We start from the raw sequence: 21,020 nt of genomic DNA on the forward strand, positions 1-21,020 counted from the left end.
GAGTATAAAGATAATCGAAGAATCAACTTTCAAGGGGTAGGGCGTCGGTTGAAGCCAGTTCCCTCCCGATCGACATTCAATTGAGTGAAGTTCCGGAGCCAGTGTTAATGCCCGCAGGGGAGAAGGCCAGAGAATGTGCGGTCGCACATCTCTCGCGGTTCCGACGGACGTTTTCAGTCGTCGGTTTGACGCTGAGCCTCGCTCTGGCGTCGAAATCTCCGAATGGTACAACACTGGCCCGGGAGAGGACCTCGTCGCGGTTCAGAACGACGCTCCTGAAGAGTTCGACATGCTCAAGTGGGGGTTCATCCCCGAGTGGGCCAACAATCCCTACGACGTCTTTCTTGGGGGGCGGAGTATGTTCTGAATACGGGCTTCGTTCAAGCGTACGGAAGCCAAAAAGACAATTTCCACGGTGTAGAATTCCGTCTTTGGAATCCTGGACGGTCTTCTACGACTCGTTGGCTTCGGTCGACTTCTCTACCTCACTGCGGATATCTCGGAGCGTCTCTTCCAAATCGGACCTCCGCTGGCCCTCGTACGGGAAGATTGATCCAGACTTCCTAAACCGCTTGACGGTCTCTCCGATGATTTCTTGACCGGCCAACTCTCCATCTTCACCGTCGTCCTCCGGTTCGTCGTACAAGACTTCAAGTAGAGCCCTCACTGCTGGCTCGTACCGGGCCATCGGTGTATCGAAAACCAGAAGCGAGAACCGTCGCTTGCTGAGTGCACGTCGTGTGGGTTCGTAGTCAACGCTTCCGTCTTCATTTTCCTCACACGTCAGTTCGGCTATCCACCACGCCCGCTCGAAGGTGCTGGCTTTACCGTCGAGAGCTTTGGCCTGCGTCCAAAACTTCTCTTTCATCGCCGAAACGCTGTTGAACGCCCATCGATGGTCAACGAACCAGGGATAGTACAACATCGAGAACGCGCTCCAGATCCCCGAATCGGACGCCTCCGCTCGAGTCAGGTCAACGTGACGATGTACGACGGCGGCAGATTCAGGGTCTGCTTGCGCAGTTTCCGGGGTCGTGTCCGATTCGATGGCTCTCAATTCCTCTTCGAGCGTCGCTAAATCGGCCGTCAGTTCGGTCGACTGGATGTGGGGCTCCAACTCCGATAAGGGGATACTGTCGTGATTGCCCCTCAGGAAATCGTCGTACTTACTGAGGAGACTCTCTGCCCCGTCCGCGAGTCGGACCAGCTCTTGTCCGTCCTCCAAATCCGCGTCAGGATCCCAAGCGTTCATCGATCTCCCACCCGTTGTGCGTGGTTACTGACCTGCTCGGCAGGTTTTAGCAGTCCTTGGACCGCCTGATCGATTCTTTCTGTTGCGGACACAGGGCTCTCTTCCAGTTCTTTTTGCAGCGACTCTGCGGCTTTCTGTGGAGACTTATCTTCTCCTTCGTACAGATACTCGCTCAACATCTCGAAAACCGCTGGCTGCCACTCTGGAGTCCACTCTTCTGATTCGGAATCGTACTCGGCGGCGGCGACCTGAGTCATTCTGGTCCACACTGGTGTCATCACTTGATCCCAGATTAACTCGGCCGTGAGGTCGTCGTAAGTGCCGTCGCCGTTCCATACGATGTCGACCACCTGCTCGTGATCTTCGTTGAAGTAGAGGACCGGGTTGTTCGGGTCTCGTCTCAGGTCTAGGTAATACATCCGATCGGCTGGCGGGAACGGCGTCTCCTCGGCCTCGTTCTCCCTCTCGAAGGATGTCCGCTCAACTTGTAGAACGTCGTCGCTCCCGGGGTCTTCCTCTGTAATCTCGATCCTGCACTTGATGCCGTCGGAGAGGAGGACCCCGGGTTCAGTCGCGTAGTCGTGTCCCGAACCCAAGCCGAGTGAGGATTCAGTTTCCGGTTTGAGGGGTTCCGACCGGAGGAGGTAGGGACGGAGAACGAGTTTATCCGCAATGTCTTCCGAGGAGATTGTGAGCGTGTCGGCCACCGTTCCGGCACCGATTTCTCCCCCTTCGTTCAGAACCGTCCCTGCTCGTGTGTAGGTGCTCACACAGTGACCAGCCACGACGACGTTCGCGGGACCCTTCTTTGGGGGATCGCCCGCGGTACTCTCCCCGACCTCTGGAAGGACTTTGCCGATGAGCGAATCCGGGACGTCTACACAGAGGGTGAACTTGATCTCCGACCAACCTTGGTAATCGGTGAGATCGAGCCGGCGATCGTCTTCTGGCTTGACACCATCATCGTCGTCAACCGCGTACTCTTCGATCCAGAAGTCTAACTCTCCCAGCTCACAATGGTGGGGGAACGTTTCGTACTTGAGTGACCGATTGAGCTGGAGTGTGCTGGACATATTCAGCTACTCACCTCCACCGAGCCATCCGTCAGCTTGAACCTAGTCTTCGAAACGTCTCCCAATCGCGCCCGACGGCCCGGGAGCTGAGCTTCGAACTCGTACTCTACCATCTTGACGTCGCCCTGGGCTTCTATGCGTCCTTTCTCACCGTCGTCTAGGACGGTCATCGTGATTGACCCACTCCCAGTCACGATCTCGGCGTCCACGTCTTCGATGAGGACCGTGTCGGCCTCTTTGTCGTCTTCGAAGAGCGCAACGATCTCGAAAGTCGCCTCCCAGCGATCTACGGGATTATCTGCTATCTGTTTCCGCTCAGTATTCGGACCGATGCTGCCAGTGAACATCCACTTGTTTCCGACAATGTCGTCGTCGATCTCCCAGTCGAGCAGTGGAGGGGTGGTCGGTGTCGGGGGGCGTTTGCGCCCGTCGTCTGCGAGGTCCGAACGTGTTTTCGGAAGTATATCGCGACCGGGTCGCGTCAGCGATCCCGCTCGGCGTGATCGGTTATACAGTATCTTCGAGAGGCCGTTACGGAGAATCTTGGTCGAAAGGGCGTCAGCTGGCCCCTTCGCGCCGTACTTGTATTTCGCCTTCAGCTCGTCGTTCTTCTCGCCGTACCAGCGGTCGTGCATCGGCGGCTCGGCCATCGCTAGAAAATCGTCGATGGCTTCGTCAACGGGGTCGTGGGACTCTCCCGGGGGCGTGCGCGCCTTCCCGGCCGCGAGGAGGGCGTGATAATTTCCAGAGTGGCCGAGATAGTGGCCCGATTTATACTTCACGACCATGCCCGGACCTCTGAACATGGCAATCTCACCGAGTTGCTCGGAGGCTGGTCCCTCGGTATCGCTCGGGTTAGCCTTCCGGGCGGCGATAGTCACGTACCCGTCAGACGGTGTCGGATACTCTTCGTCGTCCTCACACTCGTCTTCTTTCTTGCTAACGATACTGTACTCTTCGTCGGTCTTCGCTACCGTTCCAGGCCCTTTGAACGAGTCCGGCGCCTCACGCATCTGGTCGTAGCAGGTGACGAACGGAGCGATCCTCTCGTGATCCTCAATAGTGTCTTCCGTGAGCGCGGAACTGTGCCCGCACATGTCGATTTCGACTTCCAAGTCACCCGCCCGGATCGCCGGCCAGAAGTAGTCCGCTGTCGATTTTTCGAACTCGTGGCACAGCTCCTCCGGTGAGGGCTGGTCGTCCATGGCTGGATCGGACGGGTCACGGAACCCGGGAATCATGATCGTCGTCCCGTTACTGTTTGGCCGGCCCATCTTGAGATCGTCCGCCAAGTCGCTGGCCGCTTCACCCCAGATAGACTCCGGTCGTTGGAGCTCTTCACGCTCCATTCCCGACCGGGAACCGAACCACCCGTCGTTCGCGTAACACTCCCCTTCTGATATTTCGTGTGTCGGAATGAAACACCGACCGACCAATCGGGGAGAGGTCTGGCCTTCCATCTCCTCAGCCAGAGTAGAATTGAACAGGACGGTTTGAAAGCCGGAGGCAACCCAGAGAAGCGTGCTTCCCAGCCCGTGACGGCCGCCCGTGCTTCCTCCCTTGTTACTCGCACCCGGATCACGAATCAGCGCTGCGTAGTCCGAGTCCTGGTCCTCCTCGTTCCCTTGGATACCTTTGCCGTTCTCCTCTTCTACGATCAGGATCCTGAACGTACCTCCGTCTTCCAAGTACTCTACGTAGTCTTTGAGGCCGTGTCCGTCCTGATCCTTCCCACCAGCCTTTACGTGGCGGTACAGTTCGTCCCACTGCAAGGCCTCTTCGAACGCACTGCGGTCGTCAAATTCGTGAAGGCAAAACGAGACCTTGATCGGGTCGTCTGGATCTTCCCTCGCGTCCGTCGAATTTTGAAGGATCTCCCGTACGAAGGTCTCCAGATCTCGACTGAACGTCTTCTTTTGGATCAGTCCCTGCTTCCGGGAGCGGCCGCAGGGAACTTCCTCAAACCACCACAGGGAATCCGGATCCTCGTTGCGGTGCGTGTTCACTGGGACCAAAAAGTAAATTGATACTTATTAATGTTTTGTTGAAAGAGATTCACCATCTGCAGAATTCGATTCCGTAGTTCTCGGGCTACTTCACCAGCTTTGGGGTTGAGGAATGATCGCGTCCACTGATAAATACTCTGTACCTCTGATTATTGCGGTCTCGCGGGATAATTGGAGGGCTATCGACCCGACCAACCGCCAATTCTCACTAATCTACAATACACTCGTATCCCTCCGTATATACGGTGACAACACACGTCTCCTGCCGCCTTCCGCGCGACCTCGGTGAACGCGTGGATGCGGCAGCAACGACAGAAAGCACTGTCCGTTCAGACATCGTCCGTCGAGCAATTCTCCACTACCTTGACGAGGATCCTGACGATGTTTTCTCTTCACCGACCAACTCAGGAGGGAAGCGGGACCGACCTAGTGACAGGAATGTCCGAACTCCCGACCTCGAGGAATCGGTCTATGATCCGACCCGAGACCTACGATGAAATCTGTCTGATTAGAGAGGACAGAATATTAGAGTACATAAACATTTGCCCACCAATTACCCGCCGCCGTCTAGCGGTTTTACTCCAGAAAATCATGTAAGCAAACAGGAAACAAACAGTTATGGTATCCCCCCGAATACGATAGAACCAGCCGGTAGCGACGTGGTGACGTCGTGCCGGAGAACTGACCGACCTGGGTGCACGGGTCCAAACGTATACCCGGGTCTGAACGACGGCACGACGAGCAGGACATCGGCGAAGCCGACGATCCTACTCCACACGTTGGAGGGGTTCGTAATAAGGCTTCGCTGGCTAGCCGCGCTTGCTCGTCGACGTGCTCAGCCGGGAATGGGCACCACGAAGAACCCAAATGGAAGACAACACCTTCGACAAGGCAAGCAACGTATACAACTCTCCGACGCCGGTCTGGCTCACGAAGTCCGAGTCGGAAATCTATCAATCGGCTACCCGCGAGATCGAATCCTCGATGGTGGTCATAGAAGACCTCCACGACGAGCTCACCAACGAAGGAGGGGAGTTCGTCGAGCCGATCTCACCGACCTACATCAACACGGTCCTCGAAGTAACCGAACCTCTTCGCCGGTCCCTGGCAACCCTGCAGGCGCTGGAGGACCTGAAGTGAGCGCCGCGGACAGCATCCAGGACTACGTGGCGAAGAACAGCGATATGCTCAGCCGGATCCTCGCCTGCGGTAACGAGGAAGCGCGGGCGTACGCTCTGGCTCTCCTCGCGAACGCAGGGGACACCGAAGGGCTGGAAGACGTCCAGAGCGAGCTGGACCGGCTCAAGCTGAACGCTCGCTAGGCGATGCTACTGATCCGCGAGCGCTTCGACGAACGCGTGTGCGTCCTCGAAGAGCTCCGGATTACTTTCGAGCAGTTCCGTGAAGTCCCGAGAGTTTTGGTAGTCCTCCAAGACACCTGGGTTCTCCCGGGCGAATCGGAAGAATACGTCTCGAACCTCCCGCTCTTCCTTCTCGATGGATTCGACTGCACCGTGACTGAGCGCCTGCTGACAGTGAACGCAAGCGGGCTCGTGGCGCGGGGTATCGTTCCCGCAACGAGGGCACTTGACCGGACCAATCGGTTCCGGTTCTTCCTCGTCGACTTCGAGTCCCTGCAACCGGGCGTATTCGTCCTCGGCTCGACCGCCGAACTTCGCCACGTAGTGGGCGGTTGCCTTACTCCCTCGCGTCCGGCCCTGGCGGTCGTTGATGAACGACTCGTTCATCCCCTTCTCGGCGAGATAGGTGGCGTTCGACTTGCGAAAGTTGGTCGGCGTGGTCGGCTTCGAGATACCCGCGTTCCTTCCCGCCCGCTTGAAGATGTTGAGGTAGCACCGGTAGGACATCTCCTCGGCATCGTCGAGTTTCGACCACAGTGGAGCGTCTCCATCGGTCGAGTCCGGGTGGTCGCTCATCCACCGCTGGAGGTAGGGGACGCTGGGTATGAGCGAGACAGACCGCTGCCCGGTCTTTCCGTCCACCATGATCTGCATACCGTGTCGGTGGTCGTTGACGTCCCCGACGGTGAGCTCTTGGAGCTCTCCACTCCGTGCGCCGGAGTCGAACGCGACAGCGAGGAGTGCCTTGTCTCGGGAGTTCCGACAAGTTTCGATCATCGGGATGACATCGTCTTCCCACTCAAGCATGTCAGCCGGGTTCGGGACGGGATTGTGACTGTTAGAGGTCCCCGACGGGATCCATTCGAGGCTGTCTGGGATCCCCTCTTCGTCGGTCACACGGTTGCCGAATACACGCAGTGCCGTCCGGTAGTCGTGGTTGGTGTTCTCGTTCTCGTAGGTGATGTTGATCCATCGGACGAGGTCCTCTGCGGCACCCTTATTATCGAGAGACTTTGCGAGATCGCCAACGATTTCGGCCATACGAGTACAGTGGCGCAGGAGTTTCTCGTGTCGGTATTCGGTGTATTCGGACTTCAGGAGGTACAGTGTGTCGCTGAACTTGAGGAGAGCAGCCCGGTCGTCGTCGCTGAGGTCGCTGGAGTCTTGGATGCGTTCGCGGAGGGACTCGACGTTTGCTCTGGTGTTGCTCATGCCGATAACTTCAATATGATAAGTGAGACTATGAATATGATGTACACATCCCGGCCTAGGCTGTCACCTACTCGGGTCGTCGCGCGCTGCCCGTTTGGTGTTCTCTCTGACTGTGTCGGTGTGTAGTTGCGGCTTCGGGTGAACTCCGAAACGACTTCGATCGACACGGCCTGCTGTCAGGCCTGCGGCTGGCGGGTGATGCGGTCGCGGAGCGTACTCTCCGGCTTCGGTGGGTCAGAAACGGTCCGGTGCCGGCTGCGTGTCCGACTCAGTGGAGCGTGACCCGAATCGTCCTGACCTGGTCGTCCGGGTCCGTGAGCAGCGCCGAGACGAACTCGGTGCTGCGTTCGTCGACGTCGACGTCGCCGTCTACGGTCTCGTCGACGACGTCGCCGTCTGCGTCGCGGCCGGCGACGCGGACGTCGGCGCCGCTGATTTCGACGTAGTCAGTCTCCACCCGGAGCGTCGGTTCGACGAAGCCGTCGAACCGCGAGACGCTGGCGAGCGACACCGACGCGAACCGGTAGGCGCTCCAGTCGACGCGGACCTCGTAGTCGCTGTCGCGGAACGTCGCGTAGGTGTCGGTCGCCGGCGTCGGGTCGTCGGTCGGCGCCCACGGTTCGCCGTCCGTGTCGGCTGCCGCCGCGTCCGCGTTGGACTCGTCAGTCGTCGCTGCGGCGGTCCGTCCCGCGGCGGCCGCGAACCCGGCGGCACCGAACACCGTGCGGACGACGCTGCGTCTCGAAACCATGGGTGTCGCGTGGGAGCGACGGCCAAAAAGTGCGGCGTCGGTCGGCGCGGCGAGCCGGCGCGGCGGTTCGGTGTGGCGGGTCGGCGTGGTGTCTGCGCCGCTGGCGGCGTCGCTCAGTCGTCGTAGCCGGTGCCGGTGGCGGCGTCCGGGATGTCTGCGCGCTCGACGTCGAGGCCGAGTTCCTCGATGGCGGCCTCCATGTGCGGGTCGTCGACGTAGTCGTCCCCGGCCTCCACGCGCTTGCCGTGCGCGAGCGCGAGCACCTCGCCGCGCCGGTCGTCCGGAATCGCGTACTTGTCGACGACGAGTTCGATGGTGAGGCCGTTGTGGTCGCGAGTGTACAGCGAGTGGAACGCGCCGCGGTCGAACTCGTTGAAGCCGTGGTTGCGCTCCTGGAGCGCCTCCTTGATGTTCTGGAGTTCGGACGCCTCGATGCTGAACGCGAGGTGGTGAACGCCGCCGAGCGGCGTCCGCTGGGGCGCCTGGCTGGAGTCGCGACTCTCCTCGACGAAGAACGTCAGGATGCGGCCGTCGCCGGTGTCGAAAAACAGGTGCGTGACGTCCGGCGCGTCCAGGTTCGGCTGGCGAAGCACCAGCGGCATCCCGAGGACGTCGCGGTAGAACTCCACGGTGTCCTCCTCGTTGCTGCCGATTACGGTGATGTGGTCGGTGCCCGTCACCGAGAACGCGCTGTCGGGCGCCTCGGCGGTGACCGGAATGTCGGAGTCGTCTGCCGTCATGGCCCATCGTACGGACTCCGGACACTTAGCCGCTCGCTGACATCGATGTCACCGGGCGCCACCGGGTTCACCGGCCGGTCGACGGTGACGGCCCCCGATTCGCGGCCGTCTCGGATCCGAGACGGCCGCGGTCAGCGGAGGTCCGCAATCAGCGTCTCCGGGATGAGCCGGAGGAACCGCGGCGGGAGCCGCCGGACGAGCCACCGGCCGTGGTCGACGAGCGACCGGCGGAGCGCGGCGTAGACGACGGAGACGGCGGCGAGCGCCACGACGGCCTGCTGGGCGACGCCGTCGAGCGCCGCGTACGCCGGAAGCGCCAGCGCGAGCGCCAGGAAGGCGTCCTCGGGGGCGCCGTCGTACCGGATCCAGCGGCGCGGCGGGTGCCACCGGCCGCGGACGTGCTCGTAGACGGCGCGGTCGCCGGCGAGCTCCCACGGTCGGAGTTCGAGGTCGCCGCCGAACAGGTCCGAGACGGCGTGCAGGCCGGCGGCCGCGAGGAACGCGGCGAGCGCGACGGTCGTCGTCGACGGCGCGAGCGCGGCGACGGCGACGGCGAGCAGCGCCGCGACGGCGTTGTAGCCCGGGAAGTGCAGCGTCTTGCGGTGTGCGCCGAGCAGGTCGACGTCCGGGGCGACGCCGCCGAGCGCGGCGGCGAGCACGACGACGGGGCCGGCGCCGGGCGCGACCGCCAGCGCGGCCAGCCCGACGAGCACGCCCGCGAGGGCGTGCGTTGTGGCCATCATACCGCGGAATACGCTCCGCGGCCGGATAAACTCGGCGCGGCCCGCGGGCCCCGCGGACGCCTCGCTGTGCCAGAACGTTCTTGCCGGATGGCGCGACAGAAGCGGTATGTTCGACGGTTCCCACTACGAGGTCCGCCAGAAGGTCTCCATCGGCAACAAGTACGTCGTGAGCGAGGAGGGGGCCGACATCCTCCAGTCGAAACAGAAGAAGCTGCGGCTGAAGGAGGACTTCCGGTTCACGGACGTCGACTCGGGCGAGGAGGTGTTTCAGGTGAAAGCGGACAGCGTCCTCGACGCCGCCGCGGCCTACGACGCCGTCGACTCTCGGACCGGGGAGCGAATCGGCTCCGTGAAACGCAGCCTGATGTCGATGTTCAAACACGAGTACCAGCTGCTCGGCCCCGACGGCGACCACGTCGCGACCGTGAAAGAGGACAACTGGGTCCGGGCGTTCGTCCGCCGGAACGTCGTCGGCCTGCTGCCGTTCGCCTACGACGTCGAAACCCCGGACGGCACCACCGTCGCCGACATCTCCGGGCAGCTCTCGCTGCGCGACCGCTACGACATCGACGTCGTCGGCGACGTCGACCCGCGGCTCGTCGTCATCGCCGCAATCGTCATCGACGCCATCGAGGCGAACTGACCGCGGACGGCCCGACCCGACTCGGCCGCCCGGAGCGGCAGGACGGCCGGGAGTCGACGCCGGCACCGGCGCCGGCGAAGGAAAACAGGGAAGCCTCCGGACGCCGAACCGTGGGCTATGCCGGAAGCCCCTCAGACGGACGAAGGCTGGTTCGTCCTCCACGACTTCCGAACGGTGGACTGGGACGCGTGGCGGGACGCCCCCGAGCGCGAACGCGAACGCGCCCTCGACGAGGGCGTCGCCTACCTCGAGCGCCACGAGGCCGTCGAGGACGCCGCCGACGGCACCTCCGCGGTGTTCTCCGTGCTCGGCCACAAGGCGGACCTGCTCGTGTTGCACTTCCGCCCGACGCTCGACGCGCTGTCGACCGCCGAGCGCCGGTTCGAGTCGACGGCGTTCGCGTCGTTCACGGAGCAGCCGACGTCGTACGTCTCCGTCACCGAAGTGTCCGGGTACGTCTCCGACGACTACTTCGAAGGCGACGACGCGGACATCGACGAGGGCCTGCGCCGCTACATCGAAGGGAAGATGCAGCCGGACATCCCGGACGGCGAGTACGTCTCGTTCTACCCGATGAGCAAGCGCCGGTCGGGCGAGGACAACTGGTACATGCTCGACTTCGACGAGCGGGCCGAACTGATGTCGGGCCACGGCGACGTCGGCCGCGAGTACGCCGGGAAAATCAAGCAGGTCATCTCGTCGTCCGTCGGCTTCGACGACCACGAGTGGGGCGTCACGCTGTTCGGCGCCGACCCGACCGACATCAAAGACATCGTCTACGAGATGCGGTTCGACGAGGCGTCCGCGCGCTACGGCGAGTTCGGCGACTTCTACGTCGGCCGCCGCTTCCCGCCGACCGACCTCGGCGCGTACCTCGCCGGCGACCCCGTCCCGACCGCCGAACACGGCGGCGACGGCCACGGCGACGCGACCGCCGGCAGCCACGCCCACGGCGACAGCCACGGAGAGGGCGGACACCACCACGGCGGCGACGACAGCGAACATCACCACGGCGACGACGGCGGGCACCACGGCGACGGTGACAGTCACCACGGAGATGGCGCTGGAGACGAAGACGGCGACGCGGCGACCGACGAGGAGAGCATCCGTTCGGAGCTCGAAGACCTCGACATCTACGCCGGGAAGCCGCACGGCGAGGACGTGTTCGCGACGGTGCTGTACTCCGAAGCCGACACCGACGAGCTGTTCGAGGAGGTCGAGGGGCTGCGCGGGAACTTCGAGCACTACGGGACGCACGTCAAAACCGCGGTGTACGAGGGCGGCGCGGCCGCCGGCGCCGACGCCGAGGACGTCCGGTCGGCGGTCGTCTCCATCTGGGAGACCGCGAGCGCCGCCGAGACGGCCGCCGGGTTCCTCTCGGAACTCCCCGGCATCGTCGAGCGCGCCGGCGAGGAGTCCGGCTTCGGCACGATGGGGATGTTCTACACCGTGAAGCCGGAGCACCGCGAGGACTTCGTCGACACGTTCGCCGGCGTCGGCGAACTGCTCGACGAGATGGACGGCCACTTCGAGACCGACCTGATGGTGAACGTCGAAGACGACAACGACATGTTCATCGCGAGCCAGTGGCGCTCCCGCGAGGACGCCATGGCGTTCTTCCGGAGCGACGAGTTCACCGACACCGTCGAGTGGGGCCGCGACGTCCTCGCCGACCGGCCGCGACACGTCTTCCTCGCCTGAGCCGACACGGGCCGCCGCGGCCCGCGGAACTGCCGCGGAATCCCGCACGGAATCCGGGTCGCGTCCGGCGGTCCCGCTATCAGGAACGATGCCCGAGTACCTGGTTTTATCACGGCCGGTTCGGTACCGAGCGTCGATGAACGCCGGGAACGCCGCGGACGGCGGCCTCGACATGGCACGCTCGCTGTACGCGGCGACCGAGGAGCTGATGACCGCCGAGACCCCCGAGGCCGTCTGCGGCGTCGTGGTCAGCGCGGCGAAGGACATCCTCGGCTTCCGGCTCACCGGCGTCAATCTCCGCGACGGCGACGCGCTCGCGCCGGTCGCGGTCACCGACCAGACTCGCGAGTCGTACGGCGGCGACCCGCCGACGTTCCGCCGCGGCAGCGACGTCTGGGAGGTGTTCGAGGGCGGCGAGCCGCTGTGGGCGCTCGACGCCGACGGCGACCACGACTGGCAGGGCGTCGTCGTCCCCATCGGGACCCACGGCGTCATCCTCGCCGGCGCCGACCGCGACCGCGCGGTCGACGAGACGCGGCTCGAACTGGCGAGCTTGCTCGCCGACAACACCGCGGTCGCGCTCGACCGGCTCGAGCGCGAACGCCGGCTCGACGAACTCCACAAGGCCGCCCGCGAACTGATGACGGCGCGCGACACCGCGTCGGTGGCGGCGGCCGCGACCAACACGGCCCACGAGGTGTTGCGGCTGCGCGTGAACGCCGTCTACCTGCTCGGCTCGGACGGGGACCGGCTCGTCCCGGTGAGCGTCACCAGCGAGGCGCGCGACATGTTCGGCGACGTCACCGACATCCGGCCGGACGGGCTCGCCTGGCGCGCCTTCGAGTCCGGCGAGGCCGCCGTCTACGACGACGTGACCGCCTACGCGGACGTCGAGGGCTCGGAGACGCCGGTCCGGAGCGAACTCGTCGTGCCGCTCGGCGACCACGGCCTGTTCATCGCGGGCTCCCCCGACCGCGGCGCCTTCGACGACGCGGACGTCGCGCTCGCGCAGGTGTTCGCCGACAACGTCGAGGCCGCGCTCGGCCGCGCCGAGCGCGAAGCGGTGCTCCGCCGCCGCGAAACCGCGCTCGAACGGCAGAACGACCGGCTCGAAGAGTTCGCGTCCGTCGTCAGCCACGACCTCCGGAACCCGCTGAACGTCGCGCAGGGCAGACTCGAACTCCTGATGGACTCCGTGGACAGCCCGCACCTCGACCACATCGAGGAGGCGCACGGCCGAATGGAGGCGCTCATCGAGGACCTGCTCGCGCTCGCCCGCACCGGCCGGTCCGTCGGCGAGACGGCGCCCGTCCCGCTGCCGTCGCTCGCTCGCGACACCTGGGGCGCCGTCAGCGGCGGCGGCGACGTCGCGGTCGACTCGGCGCTCGGCACCGTCGACGCCGACGACACCCGGCTCCGCGAACTCCTGGAGAACCTGATGCGGAACGCCGTCGAACACGGCGGCAGCGACGTCGACGTCGAGGTCGGCCGCCTCGCGGACGGCGCCGGCTTCTACGTCGCCGACGACGGCCCCGGCATCCCCGAGGCTGACCGCGACGACGTGTTCGAACGCGGCTACACGACCGAGGAGGACGGCACCGGCTTCGGCCTCCCCATCGTCCGCGAAATCGCCCGGGCGCACGGCTGGACCGTCTCGGTCGCCGGGAGCGACGCCGGTGGAGCGCGCTTCGAGATTCGGACCGGCGACGGAGACGGCGGTGGCGACGGCGGAGCCGAGAACTGACCCGACCGCGACCGACGGGACTCAGCCGCGCCGCCTCCGACTGGCACCGTCGCCGCCGCTTCTCCACTCGACTCGTCATCTGCTTCCACGTTCGGCAACCGCTTCGCTACCCGGCTCGTCGTCCGTTTCCTCGTCGGGCTCGGCATCCGTTTCCACGTCCGCTTCGACTCCAGGTGACTCGGCCGAGCGGGCGGTGAAAGTGGACGCCGGCGCTCCGGACGTCGACCGCTGCACCGGGTTTCTAGTTGAAATGGAGGGGTTCCGGCTGTTCGCTCCGGGGCGACGCCGCCGACTCGCCGTCTCGCCGGGCGCCGCTCGGCCTCGCCCCGCCCCGCCTCGACGACGACGGCGAATCCGCGTACCCGAACGTCTTTGCCCGCGCGCCGTTTTCGTCCGAGCAATGAATACGCTCCTGTGGATTCTCGCGGGGGTGCTCGCGTACACGCTGGCCGCGACTGCCCTCCAGTCGAAGGGGTATCTGCCGAACGCGGTCAACGTTCAGGGCCCGCTGACGACGATTCACACGACGTACGGCCGGCGGCTGCTCGACCGGCTCTCCCGGCCGAAGCGGTTCTGGCGCGCGTGGAGCAACGTCGGCGTCGGCATCGCCGTCGTCGTGATGGTCGGCATGTTCGCGTTCCTGCTGAACGCCGCCGCGACGACGCTACGGCATCCGGTTCAGACGCAGGCGAACAAGCCGTCGAACTTCCTCATCATCCCCGGCGTCAACGACTTCCTACCGTGGGCGGTCGCCCCGGAGATTCTGCTCGGCCTGCTCGTCGCGCTGGTCGTCCACGAGGGCGGCCACGGCCTGCTGTGCCGCGTCGAGAACATCGACATCGACTCGCTCGGCGTCGTCCTGTTCGCGCTCATCCCGGTCGGCGCGTTCGTCGAACCGGACGAGGAGAGCCAGCGCGGCGCCTCCCGCGGCGCCCGCACCCGGATGTTCGCCGCCGGCGTCACCAACAACATCGTCGTCACCGCCGTCGCGTTCGCGCTGCTGTTCGGCCCCGTCATCGGCTCCGTCGTCGCCGCGCCGGGCGTCGCCGTCGGCGGCGCCTACCCCGGTGCGCCCGCGGCGCAGGCCGGCATCTCCGGCGGCGACCGCATCACCGAAGTCGGCGGCACCCCGGTGTCGAACACCACCGAACTCGATGCCGCGCTCGCCGCCGCACCGCCGAACGTCACCGTCGAGGTCGACGGCGAGCGCACCACGACGGTCCACCGGTCCGTGGTCGTCGTCGGCTCCGTCCGGGGGAACCCGGCAAACCTCTCGGTCGACCCGTCCGAGGACCCGATTCGCATCTCCGCGGTCAACGGCACGTCGGTCCGGACCATGTCCGCGTTCCGCGACGCCGCCGAGTCACACGAACTCGCGCGGCTCTCCACCAGCGAAGGCCCCCGGACCGTCGCGCTCGGCGCGTACGTCACGACGATTCAGCAGGGCGGCTCGCTCGCGGAAGCCAGCGGCGGCGCGCTCGCGAACGCCTCCGGCGTCGTCACTCGAATCGGCGGCGACCGCGTCGTCGACGCGACCGACCTCACCGGCGCGCTCGACCGGTACAGCCCCGGCGACACCGTCTCCGTCCGGCTGTACGTCGACGGCGAGTTCCGCGAGTACGACGTGACGCTCCAGCCGGACACGGGGACCGCCGCCGAGAACGACGTCCTGCTCGGCGTCCGCGTTGCCCCCGGCGTCTCCGGGCTCACCGTCGAGTCCTTCGGCATCCAGCCGTACCCGACCGACCTCTACCTCTCGCTGCTCGGCTCCGGCGACATCCCGAGCGGCCTCACCGTGTTCGGGAACTCGATGCTGACGCTCGCGTTCATCGCGCTGCTGCTCCCGCTCGCGGGCGCCACCGGCCTCCTCCCGTACAACTTCGCCGGCTTCTACGGCCCGTTCGCGAACTTCTACGACGTCAGCGGCCCGCTCGCCGCGCTCGGCGAACCGACCGTGTTCGTCCTCGCGAACGTCCTGTTCTGGACGGCCTGGATCAACATCCAGCTCGCCGTCTTCAACTGCATCCCCGGCTACCCGCTCGACGGCGGCCGCATCCTCCGGATGGCCGCCGAGGGACTGGTGTCGCGGCTCCCCGTCGACGACCGGCACCGACTCGTCAGCGCCATCACCACCTCCGTCGGCCTCGTGATGCTCGCCGCGCTGCTCGTCATCGTGTTCGCGCCGCAGTTCCTCGCCGGCTGACCCGCGACCCGATTCGCCGCCCCTCGGCCGTTCTCACCGACTTCAGGAGCGACCTCCGACAGTGACAGCGACGACGACCACGGCAGCGACGCCGACTATGACTGTGACCGCAACAACAACGACGACGACCGCGGCAGCGACGCGACCAGAACGCGAACCGCTCACCGGGGCGCCGTCGAGCGGTCGTCGCAGTCGGCCGTTCGGTCGCGTCGCTGGCGGTCGTCGAGCGTCGCCGCGGGAGAAGTGGCGCTGCGGCGGGTGAGAAATCTGCGTCGTCGCGGCCGGCGGTTCAGTCGTCGGTGGCGGAGCCGTTCGCTTCGACCTCGGACGGCTGGTCGTCGACGTCGCCGGCGTCCGCTCCGCTGTCCGCGTCGTCGTCGGTCGCCGCCTCGTCCTCGTCGTCGCCGTCGGCGGCTTCGGGGGCGCCGTGGCGCTCGTAGAACTCCTCGGGCGTGTCCGGGATGCGCTCGAACTCGCCGAAGTCGCGCTCGTGGTGCCGGATGACCTGCTCTGCGATCCACGCCGAGTAGGTGTCGTCGAACTGCCAGTCCTCGTCGGACGGGTCGGTCTGGAACCGGTCGTCGGTCGCGAACGCGACGTACAGGTGGTAGAAGCCGAGGATGACGTCGGCGAACTCGCGGGCCTTCCCGCCCGCCTCGGCGCGCTTCTCCGCGAGGTGGTCGTGGCCGGCGTCGGTGAGCGCGAAGTACTTCCGGTCCGGTTCGTCCTCGCGTTCGATTCGCTCGGCCCACCCCTCCTCTTCGAACTTGTACAGAATCGGGTAGACGGAGCCGTACGACGGCTCCCAGTGGCCGCCGCTGATGTCCGTAATCTCCTTGAGAATCTCGTAGCCGTACCGCGGCTTCTCCTCGAGGAGTTCGAGCACGATGTACGCGATGAGGCCACGCGGCGGGCCGCTCTTCCGCATTAGCAGTCACTTCCCGAGTTCGGAGGGTAAGGGTTTCGGTAGCCGCACTTTCGGGAGAATCGGCGGCTCGGCGGAGCGGGGCTCGGTGAGTCGCCGTCGCCGGCCCGGGCGCCGACGGCCTACCCGTCCCGGCGGAGCCGCGTCACGACGAACTCCCGTTCGAGTTCGCCGAGGAACTCGCCGAGCCGCGGCCCCTGCGTCTCGTCGAAGAACAGCCGGTAGCCAGCCTCGAAGAAGTCGCTGACTTCGACGTCGTGTCGCCGCGCCGTCTCGTAGATTTCGCCCTGAATCTCCTCGCCGGTGTGGCCGTCCGCCACGAACGCGGCGAGGTCGTCGAGGGCGGCTTCGACGTCGTCGTCGAAGTCGTGCTCCGGCAGGTCGGTCTGCAGCCGGTAGTTGTACTCGTTGTCGCAGCGCTCCGCCCAGCGCCGCGCCCGCTCGACGCGTTCGAGCGCGTCCTCGATGGCCCACTCCGGCGTGTCCTCGTCGAAGTGGCCCTCGTCGGTCGCCAGCTTCACGCGGAAGTCCCGGTCGTCGACCATGCCGAGCACCGCCGCGAACGTGTACGGGAGCCTGACGCGGTCCCCCCGCGGCTCGTCGACGACGAACGGGTACGCCCGGTCGGCGAGCGGCTTCAGCTCCTCGTCGGCGGTCTCGCCGAAGTACACCTCCTCGAACCGGTCGAACTCGTCGACCAGCAGGTCGAGCCGCTCGACGTTGAAGTCCTTCGCCTTCTTCGGGTTCCGCGCGAAGAAGTACCGGAGCACCTCCGGCTCGATGAGGTCGAGCACCTCCTGGACGGTGACGACGTGGCCCTCCGAGGAGGACAGCGGCTCGCCGTTCAGCGTGAACCACTCGTACACCATCGGCACCGGCGGCTCGTTCCCGAGCACGGTCCGCGCGATGTCGACGCCGCTCGGCCACGACCCCTCGGCGTGGTCCTTCCCGAACGGCTCGAAGTCGACGTCGAGCACCTCCCACTGGCCGGGCCACTCGAACCGCCACGGCAGCTTCCCCTCCCGGAACGTCGCGGTGCCCTCGTGGCCGCAGCCCTCGATGTGGCGGCCGCCGGCGTCGATGCCGGAGCAGCGGTAGTCGACCGTGCCGGCGTCGACGTCGACGCCGCGGACGTCCTGGGTCAGCACGCCGCACTCGCTGCACTGCGCCATGAACGGCACGTAGTCCTCGTCGACTTTGTCCTGGTACTTCGCGAGCGTCTCGCGGGCGGCGTCCGCGTTCCGCAGGACGCGCTCGACGACGTCGTCGAAGTCGCCGTCGGCGTACAGGTCGGTGTTCGACACCATCTCGACGGGGATGTCGAGCGCCTCGGCGTCGGCCTCCAGCAGCGCCGCGAAGTGCGCGGCGTACGACTCGTGGCCGTCGTCGAACGGGTCGGGGATGTCGGTGTACGGCTTCCCGAGGTTCTTCCCGAGCGCGCCGGCGTTCACGTCGCCGAGGTCGACGACGTCGCCGTCGGTGTCCGCGAGCTTCCGCGGGAGCCTCCGCAGCGCGTCCTTGTCGTCGCTGGTGAACACCTGCCGAACCGTCCAGCCGCGTTCGCGCAGCACCGCCGCGACGAAGTAGCCGCGGATGATCTCGTTGAAGTTCCCGATGTGCGCGATGCCGGACGGCGAGACGCCGCCCTTGATGACGACCGGTTCGTCGGGGTCCCGCGCCTCGATTTCGTCGGCGACCGCGTCGGCCCAGAAGGCGCGGTAGTCGCCCTCGCCGTCGCCGCCCCCGCCTCCGCGGCCGACCGCGTGCGGGTCGACCTCGGCCGGCTCCGCGTCGGCGCCGGCGCGAACGTCGTCGCCAGCGTCGTCGGCGTCGGAGTCCGCGCTCATTGCTGCGCCCAGTACGTCGGCTCGCCGCCGCCGCTCGGAACGATGTTGGTTCCGGTGTGTTCGCCGCGCAGCACGGCTCCCTCGATCACTTCGGGGTTCGTTCCGTCGAGGACGATGGTCCGCATCCCGGACCGCTCGATGAGCTTCGCGGCGAGCAGGTCGACCGGGGCGGACGCGCCCGCGTCGCGGCTCATCGGCGCGATGACCTCGACGAGTTCGGCCGGCGTCAGTTCGCCGAACTGGACCGCCTCTTCGTCCTCGTTCGGGTCCGCGTCGTAGATGCCGTTCGCGCTGGTCGCGTACACCAGCAGGTCGGCGTCGATGTACTCCGCGAGCGCGGCGGCGACGGCGTCGGTGGTCTGCCCCGGCATCACGCCGCCCATCACGGAGACGTCGCCGCGGCGGATGGCGTCGCCGGCCTCGTCGTAGTCGTGCGCCGGCGTCGGGTCGACGGTCGCGCCGAGCGCCGCGATGAGCAGCCGGGCGTTGATGCGCGTCACGTCGATCCCGATCTGGTCGAGCTGGACCTCGTTGGCGCCGAGTTCGCGCGCCGCACCGATGTAGTCGCGGGCGACGCCGCCACCGCCGACGACGGCGCCGAGTTCACACCCTTCCTCCACCAGTCGCTCGATGACGGCGGCGTGGCCCGACACCCGCTCCGGGTCGAGTTCGGGCGCGAGCACGCTTCCGCCGAGCGAAAGGACGACTCTCATTACGTTCGGCTTGCCGCGATTCGCTCTTAAGGCTCCCGAACCGGGACCGACGCGGTCGCGTCGGCCCTCTCGGTGCGTCGGCCCGTCGCTGTCTGCGTCGCGGCCGGCGTCAACGCCTCATCGCGGCCGGCGTCGCGGCTCCGGTGCCGAAGGTCTAAGCCGCTCGCCGACCGCGTTCCGCCCATGCAGACGCTGAGCATCGTCGGGTCGGGCGCCGACGGCGTCGCCGACGCGGTCGCCGAGCGACTTGACGGGCGCGTCGCGACGGTTCGCCGCACCGAGACGGCCGACGCCGTCGGAGACGACCCCGACACTGAACGCCCGCAGGCGGCGGCTCCGGGCGGCGTCGACGCCGCGGTCGACCTCGCGCCGGACGGCGACTGGGTCGCCTCGGGCGTCGACGGCTCGTTCACGGACGCGCTCGACCGCCTCGCGCCCGCACACGACTACTGTCTCGTCAGCGGCTTCTCCCGGCTTCGGCTGCCGACGGTCGTCGTCGGCGACGCGGAGGTCCCCGGCGACGTCGTCCGCCGCGTCGACGACGCGGCCGACCTCGACCCGGCCGCGCTCGCCGCCGAAATCGACGACGTGGAACCGTACGTGACGCTCGAGGAACTGGTGGCGCGCGTCAAGCGCAGCGAGCAGGCGGACCGCGCCGGCGCCATCGCGACGTTCACCGGCCGCGTCCGCGCGAAAGATGCCCCGGACGACGACCGGACGACCCACCTCGCGTTCGAGAAGTACGAGGGCGTCGCCGCCGACAGGCTCGGCCGCATCGAACGCGAACTCGCGGACCGCGACGGCGTCCTCGACGTCCGACTCCACCACCGCGTCGGCGTCATCGAGGACGGCGAAGACATCGTGTTCGTCGTCGTGCTCGCCGGACACCGCCGGGAGGCGTTCCGCGCCGTGGAGGACGGCATCGACCGCCTGAAGGACGAAGTCCCCATCTTCAAGAAGGAGACCACGGAGTCCGAGGAGTTCTGGGTTCACGACCGCGCGTGACCCCGAAACCGGCCGTCTGACGAAATTCATTCGCGTGTACTCTGGAGAAATAATCTCTCGATGCAGCTTCGCGTCCACCTGAGCGTGAAACGACGAAAGAGCCTCAGAATCGGTTGTAAAATGTCTCGCGGGTTCTCGAACGGTCGTGAACGGTTTGGTTTTCGTCATTTCACGGTCGTGTCGCCGTGAACGGGGCCGAATTACCGCCAACGGACTCTCCTTTATAACATCCCCTGGCTGCATAGGAGCAATCGAGGTGACTCAGGATGAGCGCAACCGCAAACCCCTCCACCGACGCAGATAGCCCCTCCAAGGAAGAACGGCTCACCGCGTTCCTGCGCGAGAAGGCGCAGGACGGCGAGCTGTACTTCAAGAGCAAGTTCATCGCCGAGGAGGTCGACCTCTCCCCGAAGGAGATCGGCGCCCTCATGGTGAAGCTCAAAGACTCCGCGACGGACCTCACCATCGAGAAGTGGTCGTACACGAGCGCGACCACGTGGCGCGTCGAACCGAACTCGGCCTGACTGACCGCTCCGCGACGGGCAGCACGGCCCCGACGACTGGCACACCCGGCACGACGACACCGACGCTCACGCGACCCGCCCCGCTTCTCGCGGCGGTCCCCGCTCCGCCCCGCTTTCTCCGCGGTTTTCTCCGCTCCGAACGCAGCCGCTTACTCCACCCGTTCCAGGTCGGTCTGCGTCTCCGCCGACTCGACGTTCCCGGTGTTCCGGGTGTCGCTCGGCTCGAACAGCAGCATCTCGGTCTCCGTCTCCGCGACGGGCCGGTGTTCGACGCCGCGCGGCACCACGATCAGTTCGCCCTCCTCGAGCACGACCGGGGGGTCGTCGCGGAACTCGATGCGGAGGCGGCCCGAAACCACCAGGAACAGCTCGTCCGCGTCCTCGTGGTGGTGCCAGACGAACTCGCCGTCGGCCTTCGCGAGCTTCACGGCCTGCCCGTTCGGCTCGGCGGCGAGCCGCGGCGACCAGTGCTCGTCGAACGACGCGAACGCGGACGCCAGATTCACCTTCTCCATACCCGGACAGCCGGCGCGCCGACTGAAACCTCCTCGGATGGCCGGCGCCGGAGGATGGCTGT

The 21,020-nt window shown here is 66.1% G+C and carries 20 protein-coding genes; 9 read left to right on the forward strand and 11 right to left on the reverse strand.

Features of this window, described 5'->3' with window-relative positions:
• Positions 1-133: 133 nt before the first annotated feature.
• Positions 134-367, forward strand: coding sequence for an SOS response-associated peptidase family protein (locus tag ACQUST_RS01485; protein ID WP_435124138.1), 234 nt, complete (start codon positions 134-136; stop codon positions 365-367).
• An 84-nt stretch (positions 368-451) separates the two neighbouring features.
• On the opposite strand, the gene ACQUST_RS01490 is transcribed toward ACQUST_RS01485, so the two are convergent.
• From ACQUST_RS01490 to ACQUST_RS01500, 3 genes are read right to left on the reverse strand one after another with little or no spacing between them, the layout of a single operon-like run.
• On the reverse strand, positions 452-1,252 hold the full coding sequence (locus tag ACQUST_RS01490; protein ID WP_435124140.1) for a DUF6339 family protein: 801 nt from the start codon (positions 1,250-1,252) through the stop codon (positions 452-454).
• Entirely contained in the window at positions 1,249-2,325 is a 1,077-nt protein-coding gene (locus ACQUST_RS01495) for a hypothetical protein (protein WP_435124141.1), read from the reverse strand. Before ACQUST_RS01495 ends, ACQUST_RS01490 begins: the two co-directional genes overlap by 4 nt.
• 2 nt (positions 2,326-2,327) lie before the next feature.
• Positions 2,328-4,331 carry a hypothetical protein gene (locus ACQUST_RS01500; protein WP_435124143.1) on the reverse strand — a complete coding sequence of 668 codons (2,004 nt, stop codon included), beginning with the start codon at positions 4,329-4,331 and terminating at the stop codon, positions 2,328-2,330.
• Between the two features lie 867 nt (positions 4,332-5,198).
• Here ACQUST_RS01500 and ACQUST_RS01505 point away from each other — a divergent pair.
• A complete protein-coding gene (locus ACQUST_RS01505) occupies positions 5,199-5,471 on the forward strand; it encodes a hypothetical protein (RefSeq protein ID WP_435124145.1) in 273 nt (90 codons plus the stop codon).
• Positions 5,468-5,653 carry a hypothetical protein gene (locus ACQUST_RS01510; protein ID WP_435124147.1) on the forward strand — a complete coding sequence of 62 codons (186 nt, stop codon included), beginning with the start codon at positions 5,468-5,470 and terminating at the stop codon, positions 5,651-5,653. The genes ACQUST_RS01505 and ACQUST_RS01510 overlap by 4 nt, the downstream gene beginning before the upstream one ends.
• 6 nt (positions 5,654-5,659) lie before the next feature.
• Here ACQUST_RS01510 and ACQUST_RS01515 read toward each other — a convergent pair whose 3' ends face one another.
• From ACQUST_RS01515 to ACQUST_RS01530, 4 genes are all read right to left on the reverse strand, one after another.
• A complete protein-coding gene (locus tag ACQUST_RS01515; protein ID WP_435124148.1) occupies positions 5,660-6,904 on the reverse strand; it encodes a tyrosine-type recombinase/integrase in 1,245 nt (414 codons plus the stop codon).
• 268 nt (positions 6,905-7,172) lie between these two features.
• The gene (locus tag ACQUST_RS01520) at positions 7,173-7,655 is read right to left on the reverse strand and encodes a hypothetical protein (protein ID WP_435124150.1); all 483 of its coding nucleotides are present in this window, start codon (positions 7,653-7,655) and stop codon (positions 7,173-7,175) included.
• 113 nt (positions 7,656-7,768) lie between these two features.
• Complete coding sequence (locus ACQUST_RS01525; protein WP_435124152.1) at positions 7,769-8,395, reverse strand: VOC family protein; 627 nt, start codon at positions 8,393-8,395, stop codon at positions 7,769-7,771.
• A gap of 131 nt (positions 8,396-8,526) precedes the next feature.
• Positions 8,527-9,138 carry a metal-dependent hydrolase gene (locus tag ACQUST_RS01530; protein ID WP_435124153.1) on the reverse strand — a complete coding sequence of 204 codons (612 nt, stop codon included), beginning with the start codon at positions 9,136-9,138 and terminating at the stop codon, positions 8,527-8,529.
• Positions 9,139-9,244: 106 nt separating this feature from the next.
• On the opposite strand from ACQUST_RS01530, the gene ACQUST_RS01535 reads away from it, so the two are divergent.
• The 4 genes from ACQUST_RS01535 to ACQUST_RS01550 all read left to right on the forward strand — a co-directional run bounded on the left by ACQUST_RS01535 (position 9,245) and on the right by ACQUST_RS01550 (position 15,429).
• Complete coding sequence (locus tag ACQUST_RS01535) at positions 9,245-9,781, forward strand: hypothetical protein (RefSeq protein ID WP_435124154.1); 537 nt, start codon at positions 9,245-9,247, stop codon at positions 9,779-9,781.
• 117 nt (positions 9,782-9,898) lie between these two features.
• Positions 9,899-11,482 (forward strand): heme-binding protein, encoded by a 1,584-nt coding sequence (locus ACQUST_RS01540; protein WP_435124156.1) that lies wholly within the window; start codon positions 9,899-9,901, stop codon positions 11,480-11,482.
• 136 nt (positions 11,483-11,618) lie between these two features.
• Positions 11,619-13,226, forward strand: a complete 1,608-nt coding sequence (locus ACQUST_RS01545; protein ID WP_435124158.1) for an ATP-binding protein — start codon at positions 11,619-11,621, stop codon at positions 13,224-13,226.
• A 400-nt stretch (positions 13,227-13,626) separates the two neighbouring features.
• Positions 13,627-15,429, forward strand: coding sequence for a site-2 protease family protein (locus tag ACQUST_RS01550; RefSeq protein WP_435124160.1), 1,803 nt, complete (start codon positions 13,627-13,629; stop codon positions 15,427-15,429).
• A 289-nt stretch (positions 15,430-15,718) separates the two neighbouring features.
• Here the strand turns inward: ACQUST_RS01550 and ACQUST_RS01555 are convergent, their stop codons facing one another.
• The 3 genes from ACQUST_RS01555 to pyrH form a co-directional block, all read right to left on the reverse strand.
• Complete coding sequence (locus tag ACQUST_RS01555; protein ID WP_435124162.1) at positions 15,719-16,357, reverse strand: PadR family transcriptional regulator; 639 nt, start codon at positions 16,355-16,357, stop codon at positions 15,719-15,721.
• Between the two features lie 119 nt (positions 16,358-16,476).
• Positions 16,477-18,201, reverse strand: a complete 1,725-nt coding sequence (gene lysS / locus ACQUST_RS01560; RefSeq protein ID WP_435124163.1) for a lysine--tRNA ligase — start codon at positions 18,199-18,201, stop codon at positions 16,477-16,479.
• On the reverse strand, positions 18,198-18,914 hold the full coding sequence (gene pyrH, locus ACQUST_RS01565) for a UMP kinase (protein ID WP_435124165.1): 717 nt from the start codon (positions 18,912-18,914) through the stop codon (positions 18,198-18,200). Before pyrH ends, lysS begins: the two co-directional genes overlap by 4 nt.
• A 183-nt stretch (positions 18,915-19,097) precedes the next feature.
• Between pyrH and ACQUST_RS01570 the strand changes: the two genes are divergently transcribed.
• On the forward strand, positions 19,098-19,919 hold the full coding sequence (locus ACQUST_RS01570) for a molybdopterin synthase (RefSeq protein ID WP_435124167.1): 822 nt from the start codon (positions 19,098-19,100) through the stop codon (positions 19,917-19,919).
• Positions 19,920-20,185: 266 nt separating this feature from the next.
• Positions 20,186-20,443, forward strand: coding sequence for a DUF7123 family protein (locus ACQUST_RS01575; protein ID WP_435124168.1), 258 nt, complete (start codon positions 20,186-20,188; stop codon positions 20,441-20,443).
• A gap of 149 nt (positions 20,444-20,592) precedes the next feature.
• Here the strand turns inward: ACQUST_RS01575 and ACQUST_RS01580 are convergent, their stop codons facing one another.
• Positions 20,593-20,958 carry a cupin domain-containing protein gene (locus ACQUST_RS01580; RefSeq protein ID WP_435124170.1) on the reverse strand — a complete coding sequence of 122 codons (366 nt, stop codon included), beginning with the start codon at positions 20,956-20,958 and terminating at the stop codon, positions 20,593-20,595.
• Positions 20,959-21,020: the final 62 nt, after the last annotated feature.

Source organism: Halobaculum sp. D14 (assembly GCF_051195135.1).
In the GTDB taxonomy this organism is placed as follows: Archaea; Halobacteriota; Halobacteria; order Halobacteriales; family Haloferacaceae; genus JBNTKA01.